Below are 22877 nucleotides of genomic sequence, written 5' to 3' on the forward strand. Positions count from 1 at the left end.
GCATCGCGCAGTTCTTCCAACCCGAGTCCAGGGCTTGCCCTGGTTCGGGTCGAGGGGCGAACAGCCCCCGCGGGGTCCGGGGCAGCGCCCCGGCGCGGCGGCTTGCAATCGCGGGAAACGCGGACTTGCTCAGCGGGATGGGACAGCCTTCGGACGGCTTCCGACGAATGCCGCCAGGTGCTCGCCGGTCAGCGTCGACTTTGCCGCCACCAGGTCGGCTGGGGTGCCTTCGAACACGATCCGCCCGCCGTCGTGGCCTGCGCCTGGCCCGAGGTCGATGATCCAGTCGGCGTGCGCCATCACCGCCTGGTGGTGCTCGATCACGATGACCGACTTGCCGGAGTCGACCAGCCGGTCCAGGAGGCCGAGCAGCTGCTCGAGGTCGGCCAGGTGTAGCCCGGTGGTCGGCTCGTCGAGCACGTAGACGCCGCCGTCTTCACCCATGTGCGTTGCGAGCTTGAGCCGCTGCCGCTCGCCACCTGACAGCGTGGTGAGTGGTTGGCCGAGCCGCAGGTAGCCGAGCCCCACGTCGGCCATGCGCTGCAGGATCGCGTGCGCGGCTGGCGTACGCGCCTTGCCGGCGCCGAAGAAGTCGACCGCGTCTTTGACCGGCAGGTCGAGCACCTCGGCGATGTTGCGCCCGCCGAACCGGTACTCGAGCACAGACGCCTGGAACCGCTTGCCCTCGCAGTCCTCGCAGACCGTCGTGACGCCGGCCATCATCGCGAGGTCGGTGTAGATCACCCCGGCGCCATTGCAGGTCGGACACGCGCCCTCGGAGTTGGCGCTGAACAGGGCGGGTTTCACGTTGTTCGCCTTCGCGAACGCCTTGCGGATCGGCTCCAGCAGATCGGTGTAGGTCGCTGGGTTGCTTCGCCGCGAGCCACGGATCGGGGCCTGGTCGACCGACACCACCCCGTCTCGGCCCGACACCGAGCCGTGGATCAGCGAGCTCTTGCCGGACCCCGCCACGCCGGTCACCACCACCAGCACGCCGAGCGGGATATCGACGTCGACGTTCTTCAGGTTGTGCGTGCGGGCGCCGCGCACCTTCATCACACCCGACGGTTTCCGCACCGACCGCTTCAGCGAAATCCGGTCGCTCAGGTGACGCCCGGTGAGCGTACCGCTCGCCCGCAGCCCGTCGACGGTGCCCTCGAAGACCACCTCGCCGCCCGCGGTGCCGGCGCCGGGGCCGAGATCGACGACGTGGTCGGCGATCGCGATCGTCTCCGGCTTGTGCTCGACCACGAGGACGGTGTTGCCCTTGTCGCGCAGCCGCAGCAGCAGATCGTTCATCCGCTGGATGTCGTGGGGGTGCAGCCCGATCGTCGGCTCGTCGAAGACGTAGGTCACGTCGGTGAGCGACGAGCCGAGGTGGCCGATCATCTTGGTGCGTTGCGCCTCGCCGCCCGACAGCGTGCCGGTCGGCCGGTCGAGGCTGAGGTAGCCCAGCCCGATCTCCACGAACGAGTCGAGCGTGTGGCGTAGCGCCGAAAGGAGCGGCGCGACGGACGGTTGGTCCAGACCGCGCACCCACGCGGCGAGGTCGCTGATCTGCATCGCGCAGGCGTCGGCGATGTTCTTTCCCTTGATCTTGGAGGACCTGGCGGCCTCGCTGAGCCGGGTGCCGCCGCACTCGGGGCAGGTGGCGAACGTGACCGCCCGCTCCACGAAGGCGCGGATGTGCGGCTGCAGCGCGTCGACGTCCTTGGACAGGAACGACTTCTGGATCGTGGGGATCAGGCCCGCGTACGTCAGGTTGATGCCGTCGACCTTGATCTTGGTCGGCTCCTTGTGGAGCAGGTCGTGGAGCTCCTTCTTGGTGAACTTGCGGATCGGCTTGTCCGGGTCGAAGAAGCCGCAGCCGCGGAAGATCCGGCCGTACCAGCCATCCATGCTGTAGCCGGGGATCGAGAGCGCACCCTCGTTGAGCGACTTCGTGTCGTCGTACAGCTGGGAGAGGTCGATGTCGCTGACCGATCCCATGCCCTCGCATCGCGGGCACATGCCGCCGGTGCGGGTGAAGACGACCTTCTCGGCCTTGCCGGCTCCCTTCTCGACCGTGATCGACCCGGCCGCGCGGACCGAGGGGACGTTGAAGGCGAAGGCCTGGGGCGGGCCTACGAACGGTTTGCCGAGGCGGCTCCACAGCACCCGCAGCATCGCGTTGGCGTCGGTCACCGTGCCGACCGTCGAGCGGGGGTTGCCGACCAGTCGCTCCTGGTCGACGATGATCGCGGTCGTCAGCCCTTGCAGGACGTCGACTTCGGGCCGGTCCAGCGTCGGCATGAATCCCTGCACGAACGCACTGTAGGTCTCGTTGATCAGCCGCTGCGACTCCGCCGCGATTGTGCCGAACACCAAAGACGACTTGCCCGATCCCGAGACGCCGGTAAACACGGTCAGCCGCCGCTTGGGGATCTCGACGCTGACGTCCTTCAGGTTGTTCTCCCGGGCGCCCTGGACGCGGATCAGATCGTGGTTGTCTGCGGGGTGCTGGCTTTTGGAGACCATGTTGGGCTCATGTCATCGAGCACCAACGGGTTTGTCAAGAGACGCCGCCGGGTTTGTCCAGGGACCCCGCAGGCGTCTCGGATCACCCACGAGATCGAGCAGACGCCTCGCTACGTCGTCTTCGACGACCGCTTCCTGCGCGGCTGCGGCAAAGGCCCTGTCCCGCGCGCCCTGCGCTCGCTCCCTGGCGGCGGTGAGAACCCCGCGGTTTCGAGCTCACGCACCGTCACCGCGCGTGCCTCCGGCGGCGTCACGAGCGCGGCCCGGAAGAGGATCCCTTCGAGCTCCGCGTCGTTGCCCGGGAAATCGTAGTCCACGAGCGCCGCCAGCGCGCGCGGATCGATCCCGAGCGGCGCCTGCCGCAGCCGCTTTCCGATGCGCGTGAGCGTCTCCAGCACGAGGAGCGAGAGATCCTCCCCGCGCGACGAGAGCGCCGGCAGCGCCACGGACCGATCCCCGAGCCGATCCGCCAGCGCCTCCGAGAGCTTCCCGCTCGCCGCCAGCGAGTCCACCGTGCCCGGCAGCGCCACCACGAGCCCCACGTCCGCGGGCAAACCCGACGCGATCCGCATCTGCACGAGCTCCGGCAGCACGTGCGCGTCGAGCAAGACGAGTGTCCCACCCGCGGCAAGCGCGAGCGGCGACGCGACCCGATCCTGCCACTTCGCCGTGTCGTGCTCCGCCGGGTTCGTCCCGTCCACGATCACCATGACGCCCTTCTTGCGCGCCGACGCAAGGTGCACGAGCGCCGCCCACGCGACCGCGTCGATCCCAGGCGACGTCAAGAGCGTGACCGGCACGTCCACGCCCGCGAGCTGCTCCAGCCGCTGCACCGCCGCCTGCGCCGCGGGGCTGTAAAGCGCGACCCGCGCCCGCTGCTCGAAGCTCTTCGCCACGGCCTCGAACTGGCCCTCGATGCGCCCGAGCTCCGTCGCGAGGCGCGCGCGCTCCGCTTCGCGCGTTTCGAGGTCGCCCCGCGCGACGAGCTCACGCTCGCGGGAGCGCGACAGCATCGACGACACGCCGAGCACCGCGGCCAGCCGATCCGAGAGCTGCCGCAGAGCCCGCACGTCCGAGAGCGCCTTGGGCGCGACCCGCGCCCCCGCGGGCACCGTGAGCGCCCCGATCGGGCCATCCACGTCGCGGACCACGCTCACGGCCGAGAGGTGGTTGTCCTCCATCCACGCGATGAGCGGACGCACCTCGGGCTTCCGCACCGACACCGCATGCATCACCTCGATCCGCAGGATCCGCTCGGGCTCCGCGTCCGCGAGCGAGACGAGCCGCGGCGGCATCTCGGCCTTTTTCGTGTGAAGGAAGCCAGCGCGATCGACGCTGACCTGTTCGGCCGGGAAGAACCGGTAGAGGGCCGGCGGATCGCCGTCTTGCCCGAGCGCGCCGCGCAGCTCGAAGAGCGCCGATCGGAGCGCATCTTCCGGATCAGGCGTCATCGCCGCCCGCGTCGCAGCCTGCAGCGCCGGCAAGAGCCGCCCGCTCCCGGGCCCCGCCCGATGCGCGAGCCTCTGCGCGACGAGCGCCGCAATCGCAGCCGCCCCCGCCGCCCCGAACGCGATCGGCCCCGCCACGGCCGGCCGCACGTGCGCCGCATAGACCGCGCCAAGCGCGATCGGCGCGACGAGGCCCGTCGTCGCCAGCGTGAGCCGAAGGACCGAGAGGACCGTCTCGGGCTCACGGCTCGCCGCCGCAAACGCCGCGCCGACCGACGCAAGCACCACCGCGATCGGCAAGACCCGCTCAGGCGGGAGGACCTGCGCCGCGGCCGCGAGGATCCCCACGGCGAGCGCGATCGAGCCGAGCCAGAGCGCCGCCTGCGCCCGCTCCGCCACGCCGATCTCAGCGCGCCGCGTGGCCGCAAGCCGCGCCGCCGCGAAGAGCTGGACGCCGAGCGAGCCGATCGACGCAGCCACGGTCGCATAGTCGATGAGCAGCGGATCGAGCCCCTCGGTGCGCTCGGGCAGCATCGCAGCCGCGCCGGGCAGCGCCGCCGCGACCACCCAGAAGAACGCGGCAAACGCAGCAGCGTCGAGCCTACGCGCCGAGGGACTCGGCTCCGCGAGCCCACCAAGAGGTTTGATCCGCGCAATGGCCCACAAGGAGCCCATCGCTGCCAGCGCGACGCCGAGGTTCTCGCCTGCGACGAAGCCCGGCGCGCTCGCCCCGCATCGCGACGCAGTGAAGAGCGCAGCGCCAGCGATCGTGAGCCGCGCAGCCGAGCGCGCGCCCGGATCGAGCGTATCGTCGCCGCGCACGTCCTCCGCAGTCAGCCTCCAGCCGACCACACACGCGAGCGGCAAGAGCAGCGCAAACCACGTGCTCGCATCCCCGCCCGTCGCCCAGAGCCCCGCAACCGCGGCATACGCCACGGCGAGAGCCGCGATCCAGAGCGAGCGGGTATGCCAGGGCATCGCCCGGCAGGGTAGCGGAAGGGCAGCCGCTGGGCCAAAGGGCAGGGGCGCCGCGCCGGGGCTCTGCCCCGGACCCCGCGGGGGCTGTTCGCCCCTCGACGACTCGGGTTGGAAGAACTGCGCGATGCGCAGTTCTTCCACGAGCCGGTGGGACAGGGACAGCGTTGCCAGTCGAAAGGTCAGCGCTGCTGTCTTGGTCGGCAGGGTCGTGGCTGGTCTTGCCTCGGCCTGTTCGATGAACTGCGCATCGCGCAGTTCATCGACCAAGGGTCCAGCGCTTGCGCTGGTCCGGGTCCCGGGGCGGACAGCCCCGGGTGGGGCCTGGGGCAACGCCCCAGCGCAGCGGCCCCCCTCCTCAGCCGAGGGGCTTACCGCCCGTGACGCCGAGCACCTCGCCGTTCACGTAGCTCGACTCGTTCGACGCGAGGAACACGTACGCTGGCGCGAGCTCTGCTGGCTGCGCGGGCCGCTCCATGGGGCTGTTTTCCCCGAAGCGCGCGTTCTTGTTCGCCGGGAACGACTGCACGACGAGCGGCGTCCACACCGGCCCTGGCGCCACCGTGTTCACCCGGATCCCGCGCTCGATCAGCCCCTGCGCGAGGCCCTTGCTGAAGGTGACGATCGCGCCTTTCGTGGCCGCGTAATCGAGGATCTCCGGGCTCGGCTGGTAGGACTGGATCGATGCCGTGTTGATGATGACGCTGCCCGGCTTCATGTGCGGCAGCGCGTGCCGGACGATGTGGAACATCGCGAGGATGTTCACGCGGAAGGTGCGCTCCACGCGCTCGGCGTCGAGCTCCTCGAATGTCTCGACGGCCTTGCCCTGCTCGGCCGCGTTGTTCACGAGGATGTCGATGCGGCCGAAGGCCTTCACCGCGTCCTCCACGAGCTTCTTGCATGCCGTGTCGGACGAGAGATCGCCGGGGAAGAGCGCGGCTTTCTGGCCGGCTTCCTCCACGAGGCGCTTCGTCTCGTTCGCGTCCTCGTGCTCGCTCAGGTACGCGATGCCCACGTCTGCGCCCTCGCGCGCGTAGGCGATCGCGACGGCGCGCCCGATGCCGCTGTCGGCGCCGGTGATCAGGGCGATGCGGTCCTTCAGCCGTCCGAGCCCTCGGTACGACGTCTCCCCGTGGTCCGCTCGAGGCTGCATGCCCGACTCGGCGCCGGGGTGCTCCTGCTCCTGCGCTGGGAACGGAGGTTTCTGCCCGAGGTCTTTGGGATCCTTCTTCGCGGCTTGCTTCATGATTCCCCCCGGCGACGTACCTGGGGTCCGGAGGGACCAACCGAAAGGATGGACGCCGGATGGGTTCGTCCGCCGCGATCATCCCTTCACTTCAGGATGAGCCGCATCGAGAAGGGGCCCGCGGGGCTCCCCGCGTTCGTATCGACGAACAGGATCGTGGGCGTCACGCCGCCGGGGATGCGGATGACCTCGTCGCCCTTCTCCGGCGAGTCGATGCACCCGTCCTGCGCGAGCTGGGACATGTCGTTCTCGCAATCGGTGCGCGCGTAGAGCACGGCGTCGAAGGTCGCGTCGAGCTGCACCTCGATCTCCTTCGCGAGCGGCGCCTTGATCGAAAAAATCGTCTGTCGCCCTTGCCCCGCGCAATCGTTCGTGTCGCAGGCTCCGCATTTCGCGTCGTTGTCGGGGCCGACCTTGTTCACGCCGAGCACCATGGCGGTGGTGCCGATCGGCGTGCCGAGCACGACGGGCACCGGGCCCGTGCAGCTCGTGCCTGGAAAGAAGCTCACGGTCAGGTGGTAGGCGCCCCGATCCTCCGACGTCCGGCCGTCCACGAAGAGGTAAATCCGCTCGCCCGTCATGACCGGGAACGAAAGGAGCTCGCCGCCGAGGGCGCTCTGGTCATGGCAAAGCACGACGCCGTCCGGGTTCGAGCAACTCGTCCGGCGCGCGTAGAGAACGCTGTTGAAGCTCGTCGCCGTGGCCGGCAGGCTCGCCGTGAGATATCCGGTCTGCTCCGCGTCGAAGACGTAGACGTGCTCCGGGCCGCTCGACGTCGTGCACCCCGTGAACGGGCCACTCTCGATCGTGCCCTTTGCCTCGGTCGTCTCGGCGTCGATCTCCACCGTGCCCCAGTCCACGAAGACGAGCGGAATGGCGTCGTCGCAGCCGAGCCCCTGCGGAGGCGCGCCTCCGGGACCGCCGTCCGCCTCGTCGCCGCCGGTGCCGCCGGTGCCGCCGCCACCACCACCGCCCGCGCCCGAGGTGACACCGATGGGCTCGATGCCCACCACGAGCCCGCAAGCCGAGAGGCTCGTGGTCGCGACGGCAAGCGCCCCGAGGACACGAAGACCCAAAGGACGAGCAGCGCCTCCCATCAGAACGCTCCTCGCACGACGCCGCCCACGCTCGCCGGCTCTGCGACCGGCAGGATCTCGATGCGCCCGGCGGCCGGCCGTTTGCCCGACCCGCTCGTGAGCCAGACGATCGCGCCCGCCGCGAGCGCGGCGCCTCCCACGACGAACCCTGCCGTCGACGCGCCCGCGAACCGCGACGCCTCGGCCCCCTTGTCGGCCACGGCTTGCGTGCACCCGGACAAACCCGCGGGCGCGCTGCATTGCCTGGGCGCCATCTCTTTGACCTCCTCCCATTTCGCGAAGGCCAGCCCGCCGGTCACGCCGCCGACCGTGAACCCCGCGAGGGCCACGCCCCCGAGCGAAAGGACCAGCGGGGGCGGAGGGCTCATCCCTCGCCGTTCGTCGCGTCCACGTGGCACCTCGCGCACGCGCGGCGCCCACGCTGCGGGCGCGGGGATGGGCACGGTCACCGTCTCGCCATTCCTCGACACGTTCACGACGCTCTCCCAGGCCTGTTTGTCCGGCCGGATGGCGCGGATCGTGTGTTTTCCGAGGTCCACCGGCATCGGCGTGCCCCAGAGCGCCTCGCCGACCGCCACGCCGTCGCGCGTGATCGTGAGGCCCTTCCGGTCCGCGACGGACGCCGGCACCATCAGCACGAGCCTCGGCAGCTCGGCATCGAGGGCGTCGGCGCGGGCGCGCGCCTCGGCCTCGCGCGCTCGGTTTTTCCCGGTCGCCTTGTCGGCCTCGGCGACCGCGACGTAGAGCGCCCACGCGCTCGCGGGCCGCGCCGTCGCCTCGTAACACCTGGCGAGCTCGAGCTTCGTCCCGTTCGCCGGATCGAGCCGATCGCTCTCCTCGTACATCTCGCAGGCGCGCGCGTGATGCCCCTCGAGCGCGAGCACGTACGCGTCCTGGTAGAGTTTTTCCGCGGTCGCGCGGACATCGGGCGGCACCTCGGCGGACGCGCTGCCCGCGAGCGTCACCGCGAACGCGGCCCCGAGGAGGAGGGCCGCGGCGCGGGGGAGATTCCTATCGATAATCACGCGAGCCAATAGGACCATTCTAGGCAAGCCCCCGTGCGCCATGGCGCAGCCGTCCTCGCGCAGATGATGTTCGTCAATAGCGCGGAGGAGGTCGGGGTGTCGAGCGATTCTGTGGAAAAACCGTCCGCCCTGTGGTCGAAGGAGGCGCCGACCCCGACGAAATCGGAACGACCCCGACAGAAGCGGCCGCGGGCGCGACCGTTTTGGCCTCGTTCGGGGCCTGCTCCGACGCGGACAAACCCGTGCTCGGGAGGGTCGCGGGGAGGGGAGGAAACAGAAAAGACGATGCGGCGGGGACCGGCGACGCGGTCGTATGGGCCCCGGGGGACATCTTGTAAAAGAATCCGCCGAGCGGCACGCTGAGCGTGAGCACGATCGCGGCCGCCGCGAAATGCCGCACCATGGCGCGCCGCGGCTTTGCCGTATGCGTCTCGGTCGGCGCGCCGAGGTTCGACGGGAGCGTCCCGCCCTCTGCTGGAATCGTCGTTTGAATGCCTGCGCGCGTCCACGGCGGAGGGGTGCGGCCGAGGTCCATCGTTTGATCGGCTCGCAGCGCGAAGCTCGCATCGACCTCTGGCACGGCGGCGATCGACATCGCGGCTTTTTTCGTCGCCTGAGCGTGCACACGCTCGATGCGCGCGACGAGCGCCGCCGGCGGCTCCGGGTCGGGGCGCGCGAGCGGCGCGAGATCACGCGCCAGGGCGACCACGTCCGGATAACGCCGCTCGCGGTCCTTCTCCAGGCAACGCAGGATGATCGCGTCGAGGCTCGGCGGCAGGTCCTTGCGGAGCGAGGACGGCACGGGCGGCTTCTTGTTCGCGAGCTGGGAGAGGATCTGCAGCACGTTGCTGCCGCCGAAAGGACATTCCCCCGTGACGAGCTGGAAGAGGATGATCCCGAGCGCCCAGATGTCGCTTCGCCCGTCGATGTCGCGCGCGGCGTTGATCTGCTCGGGGGACATGTAGAGAGGCGAGCCCACGATCGCGCCGGTGCTCGTGCGGGTCGGGCCTTCGTCGCGGAGGAGCTTCGACACCCCGAAATCGAGCACCTTGACGCAGGGCGAGCCGTCGTGGGCCTGGGTCAGGAAGAGGTTGTCGGGCTTGAGGTCGCGATGGACGATGCCGAGCGCGTGGGCCTCGGCGAGCGCCTCGCATGCGTGCAGGACGTGGATCGCCGCCTCCTCCACGGGCAGCGGACCGACCTCGGCGAGCCGCGAAAGCAAGGTTTGTCCTTCGAGGTACTCCATGACCATGAAGGGCGCATCGTTCGGCAGGCGTCCGACGTCGTAGACGCGCGCGACGTGCGTGCTGCGCAGCTCGGACAGGGCCCGCGCCTCGCGCAGGAAGCGCTCGATGCAGAGGGCCGAGGCGACCACGTGGGGCTGCATCACCTTGATCGCGCGGCGCGTGCGCAGCTCGAGGTGCGTGGCCGCGACGACCACGCCCATCCCGCCGGAGCCGAGGAGACGATCGACGCGGTATTTCTCCGCGATCACGTCCCCGATTGCGACCGGCAAACTCATGGCGCCCCCGCCCCCCTGCGTCGACCCTCCGTCTCGGCCGATTTCGTCCCGTCCGGCCCCACCTTCGACGCAAAATTCAGACGCATTATGGCATGGCATCCCGATACTTCAAAATCGGGGCCGTCGGAAACTGCACCGTCCTTCGACCGAGACAGACCCTCGCCGCCCAGACGCGCGCTTCAGCGCCGGAAGGGCCTCTGCGCAGGACGCGACGCCGAAAGCGCATCCCGCAGCGATCGCATCACCGCCGCGCCCGCGAGCTCCGCGCCGCTCTGCACGAGCTCCCTTGCAAGCGCCGGCCGCACGCCCGTCACCATCGGCCGCGCGCCGAGCAGCCGCACGGCGCTGATGAGCCGCACGAGCTGGGCGAGCCCTGCGCCCTCCGAGGCCGTCGCGCCCGTCAGATCGAACACGACCACCTGCGCCCCGCGCTCCATCACCGCGGGCAAGAGACGCCGTTCGAGCTCTGCGCTCCGCGCCTCGGTCAAGGCCGCGACGATCGGCACCGCGACGACCCCTTCGGCGACGTCGAGCAGCGGCGCCGACAGCTCCAGGATCTCGCGCTGCTGCGCCTCGATCAGCGCCTCGCGCTCCCGCCGATTCGTCACGTCCACCTGATGCACGACGACCGCGTACTTCCCGGTCGCCGGATCACTCGTCCGCCGCGCCTCCACGGCGTGCCACCGCGGACCGTCGTTCGTGAGCGCGACGAGCTCCTCGTGCAGCACCTCCTGGGTCTTGGCGACCTTCAGGATCCGCGTCGCCGCGCTTGGGTCCTCGAACCAGGCCGACGGCGTGCTCGACCTGCCGAAGGCGCGCTCGGCGGCCGGGTTCGTCACGAGCACGGAGCCTTCCGTGGAGAGAAGCGCGACCATCGCGGAGACGTGCCGCAGCGCCTCGTCGCTACGTAGGATCCTCGGGTCTTGCTGCTCGGTCCGCACGTGGCCTTCGTAAAGCAGGGCGAAGCGGCCGTCGTCGAGCTCGATGGCGGACATGAAGACCCGCAGGTGCAAGGGCTCGCCGCGGGGATAGAACGTGAACGTGTGCTCGATGTGCGCGTCGCGGCCCGCGCACAGCTTGCGGAGCAAGCCCTCGTTGCGGCTGCGGGTCGCGGCGGAGGCATCGGAGTAGTCGCGGGTGAGGAACTCGTCGAGGTTCGGCGAGCGCCAGATCTCGAGGGCGGCGGCGTTCCCCCAGGCCATGCGGGCCCGCTCCACGTCGAAGACCCATACCGGCAGGCAGAGCCGCTCCACACCACGCAAGCGCTCCACGAGGGTGGTCTCAGGCATACGTCCCTGGCGGTATACCTCCGATCGGGGCGGAGTGTGGAGATGCTCGAGGCCTGAAATGTGCGGCGCGCGATGGCCGGTTGGCTGCGTCACGACAATACGTTGCCCGTGGTCGCGTATAGTGTCCTGGAACCAGAGTTTGTCGAAGCTCACCTCGCCCGCGCCAGCGCGAACACACTCTACGGGAGGATGATGCTGCCGCCCGTATGCTTCGACCGCCAGACCACCGCGGCCTGGTCCTGGCACTCCGTGGCGGCGGTGACGCTGGTGTCGTTTTCGGCATTGAACGTGGCCTGGATGCGATACTTGCGCGCGCGGCCCCCGGTATTGGTGGCGTTCGAGCGGAAGCGCGCGCCCACGCCGAACGCTTCGAGGTCGATCGTGTCGACACCCACGAACGTTCCAGCCTCGTCCGTGCACTGCACGGTGACGCTCACGAATACGCCATTGCCGTCGCAGCTCCCCGGCTGGCCGAACGGGACGGCCTTCGACGCGCAGATGGCCATTTCGCGCTCGTGACCCCACGAGGTCTCGACCCCCCCGCCGTTGTCCGGGAGCGACAGCAGGGTGGTGGCGCCCTTCAAGACCTGGATCGCATTCCCGGTGATCTGCGAGTCGGCGTTGAAGCTGCTCTGGAACGTCCCGATCGTGAAGGAGCTATAGCCCGTCGACGCATTGTAATCGTCGAGCGTCCCAGCCCAGCCCCAGCAGTTGAGACCCGAGTTGTGGTAGTCGAAGGGCTCGTTCGTGAGATTCTGGACCGCGGGCATCACGAACATCGGCGCGAGCTTTCGTGGCTCCGCGGGCACCGTACCGGTCCGGGCGACGACCTCCGCGTGGTGCTCCACGAGCCGCGACGGGACGGGCGTCCCTTCCGGCGCGAGCGCGAGGAAGACCTCGAGCGCGGAGGCATTCTGCTCGTGGAGCAGCGACGAGAGATCGACGTTGCCGATCTCCCAGAACCCGACGCCATCCCCCTCGTCGACGAAGATCACCTTCCCGCTGGACAGCTCCAGGGTCGCGATCTTTCCATCCACCTGTGCGCTCTCGGGCGCCGCGCCCGGCATCTTGATGCCGTCCTCGATTTCCGTCGTGGAATCGACGACGCAGGCCGGGAGCACGCAGGCGAGGAGGGCGAACGCGTGCAAAGCAACGGTCTTGTACATATGGCTTCGTCACTCTTCCTTTCTCGCGAAGGCGGATGCCGCTTGCGAAAATCCGTCTCGTCGGGTAGTTGACGAAGCCATCGCAAAGGCGATGCCAGCCGCGCACGATCGCCGAATGCGGCCTTTTTCCGCAGCGCAGCGGTGCGCGCATCCCATCCATGACACGACGCCGTGACGGGTGTCATGTCCGCGTGACGCTCGCTGTCACGGCCGCATGACACGGCCGCGTGATCCCCTACGGCCCGCCCCCGCCGTCTCCGTTTCCGTCTTCACCGCCCGTCGGCATCTGCGCCGAAATCCAATCTCGCACGCAGGCGAGCTCCTCCGGCGTCAGCGTTGGCTTTCCGATCGGCATCGGCGACCCGCAGCTTGGCAGCGGCAGCAATTTTTCGTAAAGCAAGCTCGATTCCGGGACCACCGGGTCCACGAGGATCCCCGGGCAATCGCGTCCCATCTTGTCGACGAGCCGTGAAACCACGCCCGGCGCTATCAAATCGAGCCCCGCTGCCGGCTCGGCGCCCTCGTGGCAGATCGACCCGCCGCAGCTCTTCGGAAAGAGCTCCGTCACGACGTCCGGGCAGGTGAAGCCGCCGCCGTCGAGGAAGCGGTCGGGGTCTTCCAGCCGACCGGGACAACCCGCGGCGAGCAGTGTGATCACGAGCGGCAAGAGCGCGGAGGCGAGCGCGCGCCGGAGGGAACGGTTTTCACGGGGCATAGTCGATCCCAAGCTTCACACCGCCGAATTGATCGAGCGCCCCGCCGGCCACGTACGCGTCGCCGGGCACGGGCACGAACGTCGAGAAGAACCGCGTATATCCGAACGAAAGCGAGATCTCCGTGCCCTTCGCGAGCGCGAATGCGACGCCGAGATCCGCGTCGATCCCGCCGAGCGTCGCATCACGAAACCGCTCGTAGAGCGCCCCGCCCGAGGTGGGCTCCAGATACTCGAATGCCGCCACCAGCGTGAGCGGCCCGGCGAGCCCGATCCGCCCGTCCAGGCCCACGCGCACGAGCCTGTAGCTCACCGTCGGGATCTCCGCCGCGAGGGGCCCCGTCTCCTGGAATGAAAAACCGAGCCAACCGTACCCCACGCGTGGCGCGACCACCGGCGCGCGCTCCCCGCGCCCGAGCCGGATCGGCACGCGGAGCGCCACATTCCCGCGATCCCAGCTCGTCTGGATATCGCGCCCCTCGGTCACGGCGGACGTGAGGTGCGGCGCGAACGTGTACGCCCCCGTGATCGCCACGCCTTCGAGCACCGGCACGCGTGTCCAGCGCAAGGGCTGGATCTCGCCGCCGAGGGAGATCATCGGTACCCCCACGACGTCGTACGGCCGCAGGTTCGTGGCGATCTTCAGCGGGTCCGAGTACGCGAACCAACGCGCCGCGACCTCCACGCCGAAGTGCAAGCTGCCCCCGACCGGCGAGGCGGAAGCGGGAGCGGCGGCGGATGCGGCCACGGAGGCGGTGGCGATCGCGGTCGTGATCGCGATCATCCCGGCGACGCGGCGGATTCCCCTTCTCGGCACGGCCCGCAGGGTAGCGATCTCTCCCTCGCCGTCGAGCCGAAGCACGCGTACGGCATCAGGAAATGGTCGACGGCCGGCCCACCTTCTTCTACGCTCGGAGAGCCGCGGCCAAGCCCCCGCGGATCCTTGCTCATGACCTACGCTGTGCGCTTGCCCTGGCTTCTCGGTGGCGCCCTCGCCCTTTCTGCGGCGGCGTCCCTCGCGGCTTGCTCGGGTCACATCGGCGACCCGCCGGGTGAAGATACCGGGGAGGCTCCTGCCTTCCAGTGCGTCGGCACGATCCCCGGCAAATCGCCCATCCGGCGCATGACCCGGTTCGAGTACAACAACACCGTCCGCGACCTGCTCGGCGACGACACCCAGCCCGCTTCGAGCTTCGTGCCCGAGGAAGAGGCCATGGGCTTCGACAACCAGGCCACGGCCCTCGGCGTCACCCAGATCCTCGCCGAGCAGTACATGGTCGCGGCCGAGCAGATCTCCGCCCGCGCAGTGAAGAACCTCGGCGCCCTGCTCCCCTGTGATCCCGAAACGATCGGGCAGCAGGCGTGTGCCACCACCTTCATCCAGACCTTCGGCCGCCGCGCGTATCGCCGCCCCCTCACGGACGACGAGGTCTCGCGCTTCCAGGACGTCTTCTCGTGGGGCCTCGGCGAGGACGGTTTTTCCAAGGGCATCGAGCTCGTCCTCCAGGTGATGCTCCAGTCCCCGCACTTCCTCTACCGCGTCGAGTTCGGCATGCCCGACCCCGTCGAGGCCGACGTCGTGCCCCTCTCCCCCCACGAGATCGCCTCGCGCCTCTCGTACATGCTCTGGGGCACCATGCCGGACGAGGCTCTCTTCTCCGCCGCGGACGAGGGACGCCTCGACACGAAGGAAGAGATCGCCAAGGAAGCGCGCCGCATGCTGGGCGATCCGCGGGCGCGCGAGGCCGTGGCGAACTTCAACGCCCAGTGGCTCGGCCTCTCCCACCTCGACAACATCAAGAAAGACAGCTCCACGTACCCCAAGTACTACGAGGGCATCCGCCCGCTCTGGCGGGCCGAGACCCTCGCGTTCCTCGAAGACGTCATCTTCGAGGGCCAGGGCGACATCGGCAGCGTCTTCACCGCCAACTACTCGATGCTCAACGCCGAGCTCGCCTCGTTCTACGGCGTCGAGGATGGCCCGGCCACGCAGAGCTTCGAGCGCGTCGAGCTCGATCCCACGAAGACCTCTGGCATCCTCACGCACGCGAGCGTCCTCGCCGCCACGGGCAAGCCGAACCAGACTTCGCCCGTGCATCGCGGCAAGTTCGTCCGTGAGCGCCTCCTCTGCCAGATCCTCCCGCCGCCGCCGAACAACGCCGCCTTCAACGCGCCCGACGTCCGCCCCGACGCCACCACGCGCGAGCGCTTCGCCGAGCACTCGGAGAACCCGGCTTGTGCGGGCTGCCACGTGAAGATGGATCCCGTCGGCTTTGGCTTCGAGCACTATGACGGCATCGGCCTCTACCGCGACACCGACCAGGGTTTGCCCATCGACGACTCCGGCGAGCTCGTCGACACCCGCGGCATCGACGGCCCCTTCGAGGGCGTCGTCGAGCTTGGCCGGCGCCTCGCGCAGAGCGAGGAGGCGCGCCAGTGTGTCGCCACCCAGTGGTTCCGCTTCGCCTACGGCCGTGTCGAAGGCGAGGACGATCGTTGCTCGATGAGCGAGATCCAGCAGGCCTTCGCGGCGAGTGGCTTCAACGTCCAGGAGCTGCTCGTCGCCCTCACCCAGACCGACGCGTTCCGGTATCGCCGGGCCGTCGTGACGCAGGCACCATGAAACAGAGGACCCTGAGCCGTCGCACGCTCCTTCGCGGCCTCGGCGGCGTGGCCGTTGGCCTGCCGTTCCTCGGGGCCATGGCCGATTCGGCCCGCGCCACCGCCTTCCCGAAGCGTTTTGTCGTCTTCTTCACGGGCCTCGGCACGGTCAAACCCGCGTGGATCCCCACGGGCACCGAGACCGACTTCACCTTCGGCCCCATCCTCGCCCCGCTCGAACCCTTCAAGAAGAAGGCGATCCTCCTCGAAGGCGTCGACTACGAGTCCGCCTACCACGGCCCCGGCGACCCGCACCAGCAGGGCATCGGCCATGCGCTCACGGGCACCGAGCTCCAGGAGGGCTCGCTTTTCCCGTACGCTTGCAACCCAGGCAAGATGGTCGGCTGGGGCGGCGGCATCTCGCTCGATCAGTTCCTCGCGGATCAGATCGGCCAGACCACGCGCTTCCCCTCGCTCGAGTTCGGCGTCCAGGTCCAGTACGCCAACGTCTCGGCGCGCATCTCCTACCGCGGCCCCGGACAACCTGTCCCGCCCGAGGACGACCCGTACCAGGCGTACACGCGCATCTTCTCGGACCTCGGCACCGACCCCGAGGCCCTCGCGCGCCTGCGTGCGCAGAGGAAGACCGTGCTCGACGCCGTGACCGGCGACTACAAGCACCTCTCCTCGCGCCTCGGCACGAGTGATCGCATGAAGGTCGACGCGCACCTCGAGGCCGTCCGCGAGATCGAAAAGCGCCTCGATGCGCCTGGCGTCATTGGCGGCTCCTGCAATCCGCCCGTCCTCGGCGCGCCGGTCGAGCCCCTCGAAAACGACAACTACCCGGAGATCGCCAAGACCCAGCTCGACCTCCTCGCGATGTCGCTCATTTGCGACCTCACGCGGGTCGCGAGCATCCAGTGGACCACGGTCCAGACGGGCAAGGTCTTCACCTGGCTCGGCCAGGACGAACCCCATCACACGCTCTCGCATTCGAGCGATTCCGACACGAAGCGGCAGCAGGCGCTCATCGACATTGGCAACTGGCACGCGCAGCAGCTCGCGTACCTCTGCCAGAAGCTCGACAGCGTCCCCGAAGGCGACGGCACGGTCCTCGACAACACCGTCATCCTCTGGTGCAGCGACATTGCGCAGGGCAACACCCACGCGCGCCGCGACGTCCCGCTCCTCCTCATGGGCGGCGCGGGCGGCGCGCTCGCCACCGGGCGATGGCACAAGCATTCCGGCGCCTATCACAACGATCTTCTGATCGCGATCGCCCATGCCATGGGCGTGCCCGTCACGACGTTCGGCAATCCGGCCTTTTGCAAGGGGCCGCTGCCGGGCTTGCTCGTCTAGCCCTCAAGCGGCCGCTCCACGCGCCACTTCCGCTCGAATTGCGTCCACGCGCCCCGCCGCGAGGAGCCCTCGGACGAGCGAGACCAGCAGGCCCCCCTTCGCGAAGATCTCTGCGATCCCGCTGGCGGACATGAACGCCAGGAAAAACAGGGCCGGCGCGGCCACGTACCCGAGGATCTGCGAGAGCAGCCAGATCCCGAGCGCCACCGCGAACGCCGCGTTCGGGGATCGACGCGACCAGGCCGCGCAGGTGATGAGCAGCAGGCCGAGGCCCCCGTTCGCGAGGAGGGGGAGCGTGTCCGCCCACGAATCGATCGAGGTCGACACGGTCTCGACACTCCGGGCCAGGTAAAAGACGAACAGCGCAAGCACGACGTACAACGCGCCGCCCACGAACAGCACCGTCGCCGACCGGCGCATGCTTTGTTTCGCCTCGCCGTACTCGGTGTGCGCGCGCTCCAGCCGCGCTTCGAGGTCGTCGCGCAGCGCCCGCGACACCGGCGTCTTGCACGCGGGGCAAGCGGTGTGCTGGAACGAGACGTCCGCTCCACATGGGCAAGGCACGCTCACGTCGATCATGGCTCGGGCGCGCAGCCTCGCACGGCGCGACGGCGCACGGAAGTACGTCGCATCCCACCTTGGGCCGAGCGTTCTCCGTCCTCCCCGCACCTTCCCTTTGCATCCGGCCGCATCTTTTGGCATCCATCCCCCATGATCCCGCGCGCTCGCCTCTCCGCTCCCTCGCTTTTTGTGGGCTCGGGCCGCGCGCGGCTCGGCGCCTTCACCCTCGCCGTTCTCGCGGCCCTCACCGCCCTCGGCTGCAAGCGCCCCGGCGCGGCCGCGCAGACCGACGGCGGCGTCCCCGACGACGCGGCTGCGCCGCCGCCTGCCGTCCAGGGCCAGAACGCGGTTCCCGAGCCCCCGCCGCCTCCGGACAAACCGCTCCTCGGCATCACGGCGTTCGTCACCACCGTCTACGCCGAGCCGCGCGACACCGCGAAAAAGCTCGGCTACCTGCGCGTCGGGGCCAAGGTCGCCCGCTCGGAAGAGCCTGTCGGCAAGGCCGGTTGTCCGGGCGGCTGGTACGAGATTCACCCGAAGGGCTTCGTTTGCGCCGGGGACGAGGCCACGACCGACCTCGAAAATCCCATCCTCAAGGCCGCCGCCAAGCGCCCGGACCTCAAGGCCGCGCTCCCGTATCGATATGCGTTCGTCCGGGCCGTCCTCCCCCTGTACGTCAAGGTCCCCACGGCCAAGCAGCAGTACGACTCCGAGTTCAAGCTCCAGGAGCACCTCGACTGGTACAAGCAGAACGAGGCCACGGTGAACCAGGTCGTCCTCGGCGCGCCCGACGTGCCGATCGACGATCGTGGCGTCCCCGTTCCCGGCAAGCACATCGGCGAAATGGGCCTCGGCAAAAATTCGCAGGAGCTCGCACTCGGCCAGCTCCTCGGCGGCGAGAGCGACGCGGATCCCATTCCTTTCTGGCTCGAAGGCGGAAAACGCCTCATCCCCAACATCAGCGATTTCAAGGTCCCTGATTTCGCCGTCTTCGCCGACCGCGCGCGTCGCCACACCGGCCTCTCGCTCATCGGCTCCTTCCCCACGGGCGAGGACAACCTCAATCGCCGCTTCGCGATCACCACGGATCTGCGCCTCGCGCCGAACACCAAGATCAAGCCCGACCTCGGCTCGCCCTGGCATGGGCTCGAGCTCACGGACGAGTTCTCGCTCCCGCTCGCGTTCGTCCGCACGCAGGGCGCCAAGACGTATCGCATCTCCAAGGGCAAGGCCATTCCCGAAGTCGACGTCGAATGGCGCAGCGTCCACGCGCTCGCCGGCACCATGAAGACCGTCGAGGGCGTCAAGTATTACCGCACCAAGGACAAACGCTGGCTCAGCCAGCTCGACGTCGGCCTCGCCGTCCCGCCCGCCTCGTTCCCCGAGGACGCCGAAAAGGGCAAGAAATGGATCGAGATCTCCATCACGAACCAGACCTTCGTGATGTGGGAGGGCAAGCGCCCCATTTACGCGACGCTCGTCTCCACGGGCAAAGCTGGCCTCGACGATCCCAAGAAGACCACGGCCACGGTCCGCGGCGTCTTCAAGATTCGCAACAAGCACATCACGGCCACCATGGACTCGAACGAGGGCTCGAGCGTGGGCGGCGCCAAGGTCACGACCGTCGCCGCCTCGCATTCGCCCGACGGTGGCGGCAAGGCCGCGGCGCCGAAGGCCGGCGATAAGAATGCAAAACCCGGCGGCAAGCCCGATCCCAAGGCGGCCGCGAAGGGCGGCAAACCTGCGGCGAAGCCGGCCGCCGCGAAGCCCGGCGCTGCAAAGGGCAAACCCGCCCCTGCGGCCGGGGGCGCCGAGAAGATCCCGACGAAGGGCGACGGCGAGTACGGCGTCACGCGGCGCCGCGGCGAGGGCACGTTCCAGCTCCGCGACGTCCCGTACATCCAGTATTTCGAGAGTGGATATGCGCTCCACACGGCGTACTGGCACGACGTCTTCGGCACGCCGCGCAGCCACGGCTGCGTCAATCTCTCCCCCGTGGACGCGCACCGCGTCTTCCTCTGGACCGACCCGCCCGTCCCGGAGGGCTGGCATGCGGTGAACGCAGGCGAGGATTTCGGGGAGGGGACCACGGTGATCGTTCATGAATGAGCCGGCCCAGGGCGCGGCCTCGGGCGCGCCGTACATATTTTACGGCGACCTCAATTGCCCATTCTGCCACGCGCAGAACGAGCGGCTCCTGGAGCTCTGTGCGGAGCGCAAGGTCGAATGGCGCGGCATCCGCCACATGCCGCACCTTCCCATTCCTGCGAAGAATACGACCCCCGAGCGTGAGGAGCTCCAGCGCGAGGTCCTCTCCGTGCGGCAACGCGAGCCCGCCGTCAGCATCAGCACGCCGCCGGCGCGGCCGAACACCGAGCGGGCGACGCTCCTCGTCGCGGCCGCTCGCCGGCACGACCCGGCCCGCGCGGAGTCCTTGAAGACGCTTCTGTATCGGGCCTTGTGGGTTCACGCCCGGGACATCTCCGACTCGTGCGTGCTCGACGAGCTCCGCCGTGTCGCGGGTTTGCCCGAGCTCATCGTCGGGGAAAACGACAAAAAGACCCTGGAGACCTGGCAAAAAGAATGGGAGCAGGGCCCGTTCGACCGGAGAATCCCGGTGCTCGTCTCGCCGCGCGGGGCACGCCTCGTCGGTATGGGCGAGCGTGGCCGCCTCGAAGTGTTCCTCCGATCCGGCATTCTCAATGCGGACGGAGCCGGCCACTGCGATTGACCGGGCTCGCCTTCCGGGAGGTCTCCGGCTAGGGTGCGCCCATGTTCACGGTCCACCGGTACCAGATCTTCCCGACGATCCCGCCGGAGCTCGCGCCACTCGTCACGATTGCGCAAAACCTCTGGTGGACGTGGACCCCGGCCGCGCGTGAGCTCTACGGGCGCGTGGACGCCGAGCTCTACGAGCGTGTCGCGCACAATCCGATCCTCCTGCTCAAGCTCGCCTCGCAGCGCCGCCTCGATGAGCTCGCGCGGGACGACGGATATCTCCGGGCTCTCTCCGCGGTCGAGCGCTCCCTCGGGGATTACCTCGACCGCTCCACCTGGTTCGACCGAAAATACGGCAAAAACGCAGCGTCGCGCGGCACCATGGCCTATTTCTCCATGGAATTCGGCATCCACGAGTGTTTGCCCGTGTATTCGGGGGGCCTCGGCGTCCTTGCCGGCGATCACCTGAAGAGCGCGAGTGACCTCGGCTTGCCGCTCGTCGGCGTGGGAATCGCGTTCTCGCAGGGGTATTTTCGTCAGAGCCTCGATATCGAGGGCTGGCAGAACGAGCGATATCCGCCGAACGACTGGCACGATTTGCCCGTCTCGCCCGTGAACGACGAAAAGGGCCGTCGCGTGGTCACCTCCGTCGAGCTCCCCGCACGTGCGGGGGCGGGCCGGCGCGAGGTCAAGCTCCAGGCCTGGCGCGCGCAGGTCGGCCGCGTCCCGCTTTATTTGCTCGACGCCGACATCCCCGAAAACCCGCCCGAGGATCGGGCGCTCACGAATACCCTTTACGGCGGCGACCGCGCGCACCGCATCTGCCAGGAGGTCCTGCTCGGCGTGGGCGGCGTCCGGCTCCTCTCGGCCATCGGCCAGGAGCCGCGCGTCTGCCATATGAACGAAGGCCATTCCGCGTTCCTCGCGCTCGAACGCGTCCGTCAGCTCATGGGGCGCACGGGAGCGCCTTTCGTCGCGGCGTCCGAGGCGGCCGCGGCGGGCCACGTCTTCACCACGCACACCCCCGTGCCGGCCGGAAATGACGCATTCGCGCACGACCTCGCTCTCCCGTATCTGAAGGTCCTCGGCGAGGGCCTCGGGCTCGGGGCCGAGGAGGCCATGCGCCTCGGCCGCGTCGAGCCCGATCGTCCCGGCAGCGAGTTCTCCATGCCGGTCCTCGCCATTCGAATGGCCGACCGTTACAATGGCGTCAGCATGCTCCACGGCCGCGAGGCGCGCGCCATGTGGAGCGTCCTCTGGCCTGGCCTCCCGGTAGACGAAGTCCCGATCGGCTCGGTCACGAACGGCGTCCACGTCCCCACCTGGCTCGACGGCGAGCTCGCCTTGCTGTATGCGAGTTACCTCGGCGCCGATTTCCTCGAACGTGCCGCCGAACCCGGCGTCTGGGCGAAAATCGCCGAAATCCCCGACGAGGTCCTCTGGGCCGCGCACGGCCGCCGCAAAGAGCGCCTCGTGAAGCAGATTCGCGCCCGCCTCGCCGCCATTTCCGCGCAGAAGGGGCGCGCCGAGGATCCGGCGCGGATCGAGCGCCTCCTCGACCCGAAGGCGCTCACCATCGGGTTTGCCCGCCGCTTTGCGACGTACAAGCGCGGCACGCTCCTCCTCCGCGACGCGGCGCGCCTCGCGCGGATCCTCCACGAGCCGCATCGCCCGGTGCAGCTCGTCTTTTCCGGCAAAGCGCATCCGCAGGACTGGGGCGGCAAGGAGCTCATTCGCGACATCGTGCGCGCGGGCATGGCCGAGCCTTTCCGCGGCCGCATCGTCTTCGTCGAAGATTACGACATGGGCGTCGCGCGCACGCTCGTCGCGGGCGTCGACGTCTGGCTCAACACCCCGCGCAGGCCCCTTGAAGCGAGCGGCACGAGCGGCATGAAGGCCGGCCTCAACGGCGTGCTCAACGCGAGCATCCTCGACGGTTGGTGGCCCGAGGGATATGCGGGCGACAATGGGTTTTCCATTGGCCGCGGCGAGGAGTACGCGGACACCGGCCACGGCGACCACGTCGAGGCCCAGGCCCTCTATCGATTGCTCGAAGAAGACATCGTCCCGCTTTATTACGAGCGTGATGCTTCCGGCCTCCCGCGGAGCTGGATCGCCCGCATGAAGCGCAGCATTACCACGATCGGCCCTGCGTTCAACACGACCCGCATGGTGCGCGAGTATGCCGAAAGGTATTACGAGCCTGCCCTCGCGCGACATCGCCGCTTGACGGAGGACGGCCTCCTCGCGGCGCGCGCCGCCTGCGAATGGAAGGCCCGCGTGCGCGCCGCCTGGGGCTCCGTACGTGTCGATTCCGTGGCGCAGCTCGGCCCCTCGCGCCTTCCGAGCGGCGAGCCTTTGCGCGTCGCGGCGGAGATCCACCTCGGCGCCCTCTCGCCGAGCGACGTCGTCGTCGAGCTTTATTATGGTCGCCCGGGCCCGAACGGCTCGCTCCGCGGCGCGGAGGCGGCTCCGATGCGTCACGCGGCGGATCTCGGCGGCGGCCGCCATCGTTTCGAGGGCGAAATTCCCACCGACGAGAGCGGTGAGCACGCTTTCGGCGTCCGCGTCATCCCGGCGCACGAGTCCTTGCCGGATCGTTACGCGGCGCGCCTCGTCCGCTGGCATTAGACATTTTCGC

General features: G+C 69.1%; 16 protein-coding genes. 5 read left to right on the forward strand and 11 right to left on the reverse strand.

Going from position 1 to position 22877, the window contains the following annotated elements; translation table 11 throughout:
- Window positions 1-129 precede the first annotated feature (129 nt).
- The 10 genes from KEG38_RS08615 to KEG38_RS08660 all read right to left on the reverse strand — a co-directional run bounded on the left by KEG38_RS08615 (window position 130) and on the right by KEG38_RS08660 (window position 13814).
- Window positions 130-2517, reverse strand: coding sequence for an ATP-binding cassette domain-containing protein (locus tag KEG38_RS08615; RefSeq protein ID WP_272418629.1), 2388 nt, complete (start codon window positions 2515-2517; stop codon window positions 130-132).
- 110 nt (window positions 2518-2627) lie between these two features.
- Window positions 2628-4943: an AAA-type ATPase lid domain-containing protein gene (locus KEG38_RS08620; RefSeq protein WP_272418630.1), complete on the reverse strand. Its 2316-nt coding sequence runs from the start codon at window positions 4941-4943 to the stop codon at window positions 2628-2630.
- A 355-nt stretch (window positions 4944-5298) separates the two neighbouring features.
- The gene (locus KEG38_RS08625; RefSeq protein ID WP_272418631.1) at window positions 5299-6186 is read right to left on the reverse strand and encodes an SDR family oxidoreductase; all 888 of its coding nucleotides are present in this window, start codon (window positions 6184-6186) and stop codon (window positions 5299-5301) included.
- Window positions 6187-6272: 86 nt separating this feature from the next.
- Window positions 6273-7283 (reverse strand): hypothetical protein, encoded by a 1011-nt coding sequence (locus tag KEG38_RS08630; protein ID WP_272418632.1) that lies wholly within the window; start codon window positions 7281-7283, stop codon window positions 6273-6275.
- Window positions 7283-8308, reverse strand: a complete 1026-nt coding sequence (locus tag KEG38_RS08635) for a hypothetical protein (protein ID WP_272418633.1) — start codon at window positions 8306-8308, stop codon at window positions 7283-7285. Before KEG38_RS08635 ends, KEG38_RS08630 begins: the two co-directional genes overlap by 1 nt.
- Before the next feature lie 73 nt (window positions 8309-8381).
- The gene (locus KEG38_RS08640; RefSeq protein ID WP_272418634.1) at window positions 8382-9830 is read right to left on the reverse strand and encodes a serine/threonine-protein kinase; all 1449 of its coding nucleotides are present in this window, start codon (window positions 9828-9830) and stop codon (window positions 8382-8384) included.
- 179 nt (window positions 9831-10009) lie between these two features.
- Window positions 10010-11119, reverse strand: coding sequence for an STAS domain-containing protein (locus KEG38_RS08645; RefSeq protein WP_272418635.1), 1110 nt, complete (start codon window positions 11117-11119; stop codon window positions 10010-10012).
- Between the two features lie 179 nt (window positions 11120-11298).
- Window positions 11299-12285 carry a hypothetical protein gene (locus tag KEG38_RS08650; protein ID WP_272418636.1) on the reverse strand — a complete coding sequence of 329 codons (987 nt, stop codon included), beginning with the start codon at window positions 12283-12285 and terminating at the stop codon, window positions 11299-11301.
- Between the two features lie 235 nt (window positions 12286-12520).
- Window positions 12521-13000, reverse strand: a complete 480-nt coding sequence (locus tag KEG38_RS08655; RefSeq protein ID WP_272418637.1) for a hypothetical protein — start codon at window positions 12998-13000, stop codon at window positions 12521-12523.
- Complete coding sequence (locus KEG38_RS08660) at window positions 12990-13814, reverse strand: hypothetical protein (protein ID WP_272418638.1); 825 nt, start codon at window positions 13812-13814, stop codon at window positions 12990-12992. Before KEG38_RS08660 ends, KEG38_RS08655 begins: the two co-directional genes overlap by 11 nt.
- A gap of 132 nt (window positions 13815-13946) precedes the next feature.
- On the opposite strand from KEG38_RS08660, the gene KEG38_RS08665 reads away from it, so the two are divergent.
- Window positions 13947-15620, forward strand: a complete 1674-nt coding sequence (locus tag KEG38_RS08665; RefSeq protein ID WP_272418639.1) for a DUF1592 domain-containing protein — start codon at window positions 13947-13949, stop codon at window positions 15618-15620.
- The gene (locus tag KEG38_RS08670) at window positions 15617-16957 is read left to right on the forward strand and encodes a DUF1552 domain-containing protein (RefSeq protein ID WP_272418640.1); all 1341 of its coding nucleotides are present in this window, start codon (window positions 15617-15619) and stop codon (window positions 16955-16957) included. The genes KEG38_RS08665 and KEG38_RS08670 overlap by 4 nt, the downstream gene beginning before the upstream one ends.
- 3 nt (window positions 16958-16960) lie before the next feature.
- Here KEG38_RS08670 and KEG38_RS08675 read toward each other — a convergent pair whose 3' ends face one another.
- Window positions 16961-17536, reverse strand: coding sequence for a hypothetical protein (locus KEG38_RS08675; RefSeq protein ID WP_272418641.1), 576 nt, complete (start codon window positions 17534-17536; stop codon window positions 16961-16963).
- A 132-nt stretch (window positions 17537-17668) separates the two neighbouring features.
- Here KEG38_RS08675 and KEG38_RS08680 point away from each other — a divergent pair, with 132 nt between their 5' ends.
- From KEG38_RS08680 to glgP, 3 genes are read left to right on the forward strand one after another with little or no spacing between them, the layout of a single operon-like run.
- The gene (locus KEG38_RS08680) at window positions 17669-19627 is read left to right on the forward strand and encodes a L,D-transpeptidase (protein WP_272418642.1); all 1959 of its coding nucleotides are present in this window, start codon (window positions 17669-17671) and stop codon (window positions 19625-19627) included.
- Window positions 19620-20249, forward strand: coding sequence for a DsbA family oxidoreductase (locus tag KEG38_RS08685; RefSeq protein WP_272418643.1), 630 nt, complete (start codon window positions 19620-19622; stop codon window positions 20247-20249). The genes KEG38_RS08680 and KEG38_RS08685 overlap by 8 nt, the downstream gene beginning before the upstream one ends.
- Window positions 20250-20290: 41 nt before the next feature.
- A complete protein-coding gene (glgP, locus tag KEG38_RS08690; RefSeq protein WP_272418644.1) occupies window positions 20291-22867 on the forward strand; it encodes an alpha-glucan family phosphorylase in 2577 nt (858 codons plus the stop codon).
- Window positions 22868-22877 lie beyond the last annotated feature (10 nt).

This window comes from Polyangium jinanense (assembly GCF_028435265.1).
In the GTDB taxonomy this organism is placed as follows: Bacteria; Myxococcota_A; Polyangia; order Polyangiales; family Polyangiaceae; genus Polyangium; species Polyangium jinanense.

Coding starts and splice junctions, on each gene's coding strand:
- KEG38_RS08620 (WP_272418630.1), bottom strand. CDS start 4,943: ATGCCCTGGCATACCCGCTCGCTCTGGATCGCGGCTCTCGCCGTGGCG.
- KEG38_RS08655 (WP_272418637.1), bottom strand. CDS start 13,000: ATGCCCCGTGAAAACCGTTCCCTCCGGCGCGCGCTCGCCTCCGCGCTC.
- KEG38_RS08625 (WP_272418631.1), bottom strand. CDS start 6,186: ATGAAGCAAGCCGCGAAGAAGGATCCCAAAGACCTCGGGCAGAAACCT.
- KEG38_RS08645 (WP_272418635.1), bottom strand. CDS start 11,119: ATGCCTGAGACCACCCTCGTGGAGCGCTTGCGTGGTGTGGAGCGGCTC.
- KEG38_RS08665 (WP_272418639.1), top strand. CDS start 13,947: ATGACCTACGCTGTGCGCTTGCCCTGGCTTCTCGGTGGCGCCCTCGCC.
- KEG38_RS08680 (WP_272418642.1), top strand. CDS start 17,669: ATGATCCCGCGCGCTCGCCTCTCCGCTCCCTCGCTTTTTGTGGGCTCG.
- KEG38_RS08630 (WP_272418632.1), bottom strand. CDS start 7,283: ATGGGAGGCGCTGCTCGTCCTTTGGGTCTTCGTGTCCTCGGGGCGCTT.
- glgP (WP_272418644.1), top strand. CDS start 20,291: ATGTTCACGGTCCACCGGTACCAGATCTTCCCGACGATCCCGCCGGAG.
- KEG38_RS08640 (WP_272418634.1), bottom strand. CDS start 9,830: ATGAGTTTGCCGGTCGCAATCGGGGACGTGATCGCGGAGAAATACCGC.
- KEG38_RS08615 (WP_272418629.1), bottom strand. CDS start 2,517: ATGGTCTCCAAAAGCCAGCACCCCGCAGACAACCACGATCTGATCCGC.
- KEG38_RS08675 (WP_272418641.1), bottom strand. CDS start 17,536: ATGATCGACGTGAGCGTGCCTTGCCCATGTGGAGCGGACGTCTCGTTC.
- KEG38_RS08670 (WP_272418640.1), top strand. CDS start 15,617: ATGAAACAGAGGACCCTGAGCCGTCGCACGCTCCTTCGCGGCCTCGGC.
- KEG38_RS08650 (WP_272418636.1), bottom strand. CDS start 12,285: ATGTACAAGACCGTTGCTTTGCACGCGTTCGCCCTCCTCGCCTGCGTG.
- KEG38_RS08685 (WP_272418643.1), top strand. CDS start 19,620: ATGAATGAGCCGGCCCAGGGCGCGGCCTCGGGCGCGCCGTACATATTT.